The organism is Streptomyces sp. MK37H (genome assembly GCF_018035285.1).
Taxonomy (GTDB): Bacteria; Actinomycetota; Actinomycetes; order Streptomycetales; family Streptomycetaceae; genus Streptomyces; species Streptomyces endocoffeicus.
The window spans coordinates 1-6,272 of the sequence record NZ_JAAAYH010000499.1 but is presented as its reverse complement, the minus strand read 5'-3'; the positions used below and the strand labels follow the sequence as shown (position 1 = coordinate 6,272).

5 protein-coding genes and 1 tRNA gene are annotated in these 6,272 nt (G+C 68.8%); 3 read left to right on the top strand and 3 right to left on the bottom strand.

The window, feature by feature from the left end; translation table 11 throughout:
• Window positions 1-155 precede the first annotated feature (155 nt).
• The 3 genes from GWI24_RS38925 to GWI24_RS38915 all read left to right on the top strand — a co-directional run bounded on the left by GWI24_RS38925 (window position 156) and on the right by GWI24_RS38915 (window position 2,058).
• Window positions 156-503 (top strand): hypothetical protein, encoded by a 348-nt coding sequence (locus GWI24_RS38925; RefSeq protein WP_210950751.1) that lies wholly within the window; start codon window positions 156-158, stop codon window positions 501-503.
• Window positions 504-671: 168 nt separating this feature from the next.
• The gene (locus GWI24_RS38920) at window positions 672-1,208 is read left to right on the top strand and encodes a hypothetical protein (RefSeq protein WP_210950750.1); all 537 of its coding nucleotides are present in this window, start codon (window positions 672-674) and stop codon (window positions 1,206-1,208) included.
• A gap of 304 nt (window positions 1,209-1,512) precedes the next feature.
• A complete protein-coding gene (locus GWI24_RS38915; RefSeq protein WP_210950749.1) occupies window positions 1,513-2,058 on the top strand; it encodes a hypothetical protein in 546 nt (181 codons plus the stop codon).
• 100 nt (window positions 2,059-2,158) lie between these two features.
• Here GWI24_RS38915 and GWI24_RS38910 read toward each other — a convergent pair whose 3' ends face one another.
• The 3 genes from GWI24_RS38910 to GWI24_RS38900 all read right to left on the bottom strand — a co-directional run bounded on the left by GWI24_RS38910 (window position 2,159) and on the right by GWI24_RS38900 (window position 6,005).
• Window positions 2,159-3,028 carry a right-handed parallel beta-helix repeat-containing protein gene (locus tag GWI24_RS38910; RefSeq protein WP_308344240.1) on the bottom strand — a complete coding sequence of 290 codons (870 nt, stop codon included), beginning with the start codon at window positions 3,026-3,028 and terminating at the stop codon, window positions 2,159-2,161.
• Window positions 3,029-3,477: 449 nt separating this feature from the next.
• A tRNA-Lys gene (locus tag GWI24_RS38905) sits at window positions 3,478-3,550 on the bottom strand.
• Between the two features lie 130 nt (window positions 3,551-3,680).
• On the bottom strand, window positions 3,681-6,005 hold the full coding sequence (locus tag GWI24_RS38900; protein ID WP_210950747.1) for a DEAD/DEAH box helicase: 2,325 nt from the start codon (window positions 6,003-6,005) through the stop codon (window positions 3,681-3,683).
• Window positions 6,006-6,272: the final 267 nt, after the last annotated feature.

Here is a 6,272-nt window from a genome sequence, read left to right as displayed (position 1 = left end):
TGGTCCCCCTTAGCGGGATTCTCGGATAACACGCACCGGAAGAGCCGCACTATGCCGGACGGGTGAAGCTGACTGGCGGCCCGAAGCCTTAACTGATGAGCTTCGTTGTGTCATGCGTCCGTGAATTCGCGGAGCAACCCAGACGGAGGAATTAAGTGAACATCGGCAAGAAGGCAGTTCTCCTGACCGCGGCCGCCGGCGCTCTGGTCATCGGTGGCGCGGGCGGTGCCCTGGCCAACAACCACGACGACTTCATCGTGCAGCTCAACAACTGCGACACGTCCACGGGCGCCATCGCCCAGGTCGGCGGCGCCGCCCCGTCGGGCAACATCGAGGTCGGGGCCGACTGCGTCAACTTCACCAACAAGGACGGGTCGGTCCTCCAGGCCAACAAGTGCGACACCAGCACCGGACCCATCGCCCAGATGGGTGGAGCTTCCCCGACGCGCGACGTCAATGTCGGCGCCAAGTGCACCAACATCGCCGTCGACGACACCCCGTGAGTCGCTGACCCTCTCACAGTGTTCCCGCCGCGGGCGGGAAGACCGTGAGACATCCCCCCGTTGGGAATCGCGGCCCTGGAAGCCTCCCTTCCAGGGCCGCTGCCACGAAAAAGACTTTCGGTGACAGTGCTGAGCGCACCGCACGGAAAGCCCATTTGGAGGCTCTTTATGCACATGCGCAAAAGGACGGCGCTTCTTGTGGCCGCCGTGGGCACGCTGCTCATCAGCGGCACGGGCGGCGCCGACGCCGCCGACCCCGGCCCCGTGGCCGGCGCCAACGGCGGGAGCCAGAGCAATCGCTGCGACACCAGTTCCGCTATCGGCCCCGTCACGGTGGCCGCCACTCCGACCAAGACCAACAACGAGACCGACTGCGTCAATTACGCCGAGTCGGGCGTGGCGGAGCAGAAGAACCGCTGCCGTACCCACTCCGTCATCGGTCCGATCACCGTCGCGCTGGCCCCCGGATCCGAAGTCAAGAACCGGACCAACTGCGTCAACGTCAGCAAGTCGGGTGGCGTGAGGAAGCAGACCAACGACTGTCAGACAACCTCGGTGCTCGGGCCGATCACCATCGGCCCCGGCGAGGTCGACAACGAGACCAACTGCGTCAATGTGGCGGGCTCCGACCCGGAGAACGGAAAGCAGAAGAAGGGCGCGGACGGCGCGAAGAGCGGTGGCCAGGGCGGTCGCCAGAAGCCCTGAATCACCGAGCACTTCCGGAACGCACCCCGAGCCCCGGGAGCGCCTCGCTCATCATGAACGCGGCCTTGGGAGAATTATCCCGGGGCCGCGTTCATTTTGTGATGATTCACGGCCCGCCCCATGATGGACCGGCCCTTCCGGGCTTGACTCAGATAATTCCACCGACTTCACCGCCGGCTGAATATACCTTTACTGTGGCGGATGGGTGATCTCCCGGTAATTCCAGATCCCGATCCTCGGATATCTCGTTGATGAGGTGTCTGCGGATCATTCGCGGAGAACCTGATATGGAGGCACCAGCACAATGCAGATCGGCAAGAAGGTAGCTCTCATGGCCGCGGCGGCCGCGGGCACAATGGTCGTCGGCGGCGCCGGTAGCGCGAGCGCCAACGGTCTCTTCCCGCACACCGGCGGGGCCGCTCAGCTCAACTCCTGCGACCTGGACCAAGGGGCCATCACCCAGGTCGGCGGAGCCTCCCCCACCAGGGACATCACCACCGGCGCGGACTGCGTCAACTTCACCAGCAGCGGTGCGGTCTCCCAGGCCAACGACTGCGACACGACCACCGGCGCCATCGCCCAGATGGGTGGAGCCTCCCCGTCGGGCAACATCGACGTCGGCGCCGACTGCACGAACATCGCCCTCGACGATCCGGACCCGGTCGTCATCGTGCACAAGGACCCGCCGAAGAAGCACAAGGCCAAGGACCCGCACAAGGCGAAGAAGCACCACAAGGCCAAGTCCTCGCACAAGGCCAAGGACCCGCACAAGGCCAAGGACCCGCACAAGGCCAAGAAGCACCACAAGGCGGTCAAGGTCAAGGCAAAGAAGAAGGACTGCAAGCACTGACGGTCGAGCACGCGGTCAGGCATGCGGCGCCCCCGGAAGAACGGCTTCCGGGGGCGCCGCGGCGTTCAGCCGGGTCGTTTCCGCGGTCGTCACGCCTCTTTCAGCATCCCGCGAGGGCCGGCACGCACTGGTTCGGGTTGTTCCCGGAGACCGTGGTCGCGGCGAGCGAGATCGAGCCGCCGTCGGTGAAGATCCCGCCGCCCTGGCCGCCATTGGCCGTATTACCGGTGACGGTGTCGCCGATCATTTGCGTGGTGCCCGCGTGCTGGAACACACCACCGCCATTCAGTGTGGCGGTATTCCCATTCACCGTGGTGGTCAGCACGCGCAACGCGCTGCCCATATTGGCGATACCGCCACCGAAACTGCCGGCGGTGTTCTCGAGCACCCGGCTGCCGTTGATCGTGAGATCTCCGATCGAGGTGGAGATGGCGCCGCCCTCGAAGTTGGTGGTCCTGTTCCGCGCGATTTCGACGGCGCTCAGCAGCGTGGTTCCCCAGTTACTGACGCCGCCGCCCGAGCTGTCCGCGGTATTGTCCGAAATGTTGCCGCCCGAGACGCTGAGGGTGGCCGACGTACTGATGTGAATACCGCCGCCGTCCCCCGCGGAATTGTGCGTCACATCCGTGCCCGAAAGCACCGCCGAGCCGCCCGAGGCGACCTCGATGCCCCCGCCGACGTTGCTCGCGGTGTTGCCCGTGACCGTGGACTGGATCAGCCGCAGCGAGCCCCCGTCGAGGATGCCGCCGCCGTCGGTGCCCGCCCCCGAGGTCGCCCGGCCGCCCGAGAAGGTCACGCCGTTGACCGTAAGGCTTCCGCCGGGCGCGATCTCCGCGATCCGGAAGTCCGCCGCGGACGCACTGCGTGTGATGGTCGCCAGGGTCCCGCTGATGGTCACGTCACGGGTGATGAGCGGCAGTCCATCAGCGCCGTTGGGGCCGGTGTACGCCGCGGAGCCCAGCGTGTACACACACCCCGTGGTCAGGGCGACGGAACCTCCCGAGGGGGAGCTGTTGGCCTCACTCACCGCGTTGACCAGCGCCGCCGCGTCCCCGCAGGGCACCGGGGCCGCCTTCTCGCCCTCCTTTCCACCACCTCCCTTTCCTTCGGCGGACGCCGGAGCGGAGACCGCCCATGCGGATACCGCCAGCGCCATGACGGGGATCAAACCCCGGATCGTTGTCGCGAGTCGCACGAGGAGTCTCCTTACGCGTTACCGAGCAGCGGGCCAGACGCAGCAGGTTCAGACTCTTCGCTCGAGTACCGTTCGGCATCCGCTCAAGCGCCGGTCGAGTGAGACTCGATCTTCTGTACGACGGGGGTGAGAACCCCCCGGCCCTGGGCCGCGGAAGACAGCGCGGCGGGATCCTCAGGAACGAGGAAACCGCAGGTCACCGATGGCGCCTGCGGTTTCCGAGGTGGGTCATCAGGGGCTCGAACCCTGAACCAATGGATTAAAAGTCCACTGCTCTGCCAATTGAGCTAATGACCCGCACCCCCGCAGCATAGCTCGGCGAGGGGCCAACTCCCGAGCCAATACCCTCCGGGAGCGAAAGGCCGTGCAACAGCGTGGTGTTGCACGGCCTCCGGCACGGCCCGATCAGCCGTTGCGCACGGCCCGATCAGCCGTTGCGCTTCCAGCGCGGCTTGTCGGCGCGGCGGTCGAAGGACCGGTCGTGCGAGCTGTGGGAGCGCTCGTACGAACGGCCGCCGGTGGCGCCGCCCCGATGGTCGTCACGGCGGCCCGGGCGGTCGTCGCGACGGTCCCGGTTGAACGGACGGTCCCCGCCACGGTGGTTGTGGTCGCGGCGCTCGAAGGAGCGGCCACCACGATCGTTGTTGTCCCGGCGGTCGCGGCCGAAGCCACGGTCGTCGCGGCGCTCGTACGGACGGCTGCCGCCACGGTCGTCACGGCGGTTGAAGCCGCCACGGTCATCCCGGCGGTCGCGGCCGAACGAGCGGTCGTCACGGCGGTCCCGGCCGAAGCCACGGTCGTTGTCCCGGCGGTCCCGGTCGCGGTCGCGGCCGAAGCGGTCGTCCCGCCGGTCGTCGCGCCGGTCGTCCCGGCGGTCATCGCGACGGTCGCGGTTGAAGCCACGGTCCCGGTCGCCGTCCCGGCGGTCGTACGAACGGCCACCCCGGTCGTCACGGCGGTTGAAACCGCCACGGTCGTCGCGGCGGTCGTCCCGCCGGTCGCGGTTGAAGCCGCGGTCCCGGTCGCCGTCCCGGCGGTCGAAGGAACGGCCACCCCGGTCGTCACGGCCCCGGTCGTTGTCCCGGCGGTCGTACGAGGAGCGGCGCGGCGCCTGGCCGTCACCCGCGCCCTCGACGGCCTCGGCCCCCGCGCCCTTCACGGCGGGCACCGTCGCGGGCTCCGCCGTGCGCTGCGCGGGCAGAATCACAGCGGCGGCCTCGGCCACCGTCTCCGTCCCGGCCCCGGCCTCGGCCGCGGTCGCGGACTCCGCCGGTGCCACGGTCTCGCCGCGCTCGCGCGCCGCCCGCGCCGTCAGCCGGTCGGCCTCCTCGCGGAGCTCGGCCGCGCGCCGCTGCGCCCGCTCCAGCTCCCGGGTGAGGTCCTGCGCCTCGCGCTCGGCCTGCTTGGCCGCGTTCGAGGCCGCCTCGGCCTGCACCTCGGTGAGCGAACGCGCGCCCGTGATCTGGGCCACGTCCTCGTCGAAGGCTCCGCCGCCGCCGACGATGTGGCGCGAGGCGTCGACGCCCGCGTCCTCCATCAGCCGGAAGATCTGGCGGCGCTGGTGCGGCAGCGCCAGCGAGACGACGGTGCCGCTCTGGCCCGCCCGGGCCGTACGGCCGGAGCGGTGCAGATAGTCCTTGTGGTCGCCGGCCGGGTCCACGTTCAGCACCAGGTCGATGCCGTCGACGTGGATACCGCGCGCGGCGACGTCCGTGGCGACGAGCACATTGACGTACCCGTCCTTGAAGTCGGCCAGGGTGCGGGTGCGCGCGCCCTGCGTCATACCGCCGTGCAGCGCGTCGGCGCGTACGCCCGCGTCGCACAGTTGCTCGGCGACCCGGTCGCAGCCCAGCTGGGTGCGGACGAAGATGATCGTGCGGCCCTTGCGCGCCGCGATGGCGGCGGTGACCGGCGCCTTGTCCTTCGGCTTCACGACCAGCACATGGTGGGTCATGGTCGAGACGGCGCCCCCGGACGGGTCCACCTCGTGGGTGACCGGGTCGACCAGGTAGCGCTTGACCAGGCTGTCGATCTCGTTCTCGAGCGTCGCCGAGAACAGCAGCCGCTGCCCGCCCTGCGGCACCAGGTCGAGGATCTCGGTGACCTCGGGCAGGAAGCCCATGTCGGCCATCTGGTCGGCCTCGTCGAGGACCGCGATCTGCACCTTGTCCAGGGACGCGGCACCGCGCTCGATGATGTCGCGCAGCCGGCCCGGGGTGGCGACCAGGATGTCCACGCCGCGCTCCAGCGCGTAGATCTGATTGCCCATCGAGGTGCCGCCGCAGACGACCTTGAGCTTGAGGCCGAGAACATCGCCGTACGGCTGCAGCGCGTCGCTCACCTGCATCGCGAGCTCGCGGGTCGGGGTGAGGATCAGCCCGCGGGGGCGCTTCTTCTCGGTGTGGCCGCCGGCCAGCGTGGTCAGCAGCGGAAGGCCGAACGAGAGGGTCTTGCCGGAGCCGGTACGGCCGCGGCCGAGGATGTCCTTCCCGGCCATGGCGTCGGGGATGGTCGCGGCCTGGATCGGGAAGGGCGTGGTGACGCCGTTCTGCGCCAGCTTGCGGACGATCTGCTCGGGGAGGCCGAGGTCGGCGAATGTGATGTCGGGCGCCTTAGGGGTGTCGGGGGCTTCCGTGGCGGTTTGCTCGTCCTGCTCCGACGGCTCGAACGGCTCGGCCGGGGCGGTCAGCTCGCTCGTCTCGCTCGGCTCTTCGTGAGCGGGCATGACGGCGTGATCAGTGGAAACGGACATGCGAAATGCGAAACCTTCCGGAGTCTCGGCACGCGCCCAAACTCCGTGTGTTGTCGCAAACGACCGCCTCTATGCGGTCAGCCACGGGATGGTAAGGAACGCGCCTCGCGGCGCACTTCTACGAGGCGCCGGGCAAATGGGATCAAACGATCTACCACCATACGCACCTCCACCCCTCAAGAGCAAATTCGCTCCATCCGCGCTGGCCAGCGACGGCTGGGCCCTATCCCGCGGACTTATCCCGCGGGCTTATCCCGCGGCCCTATC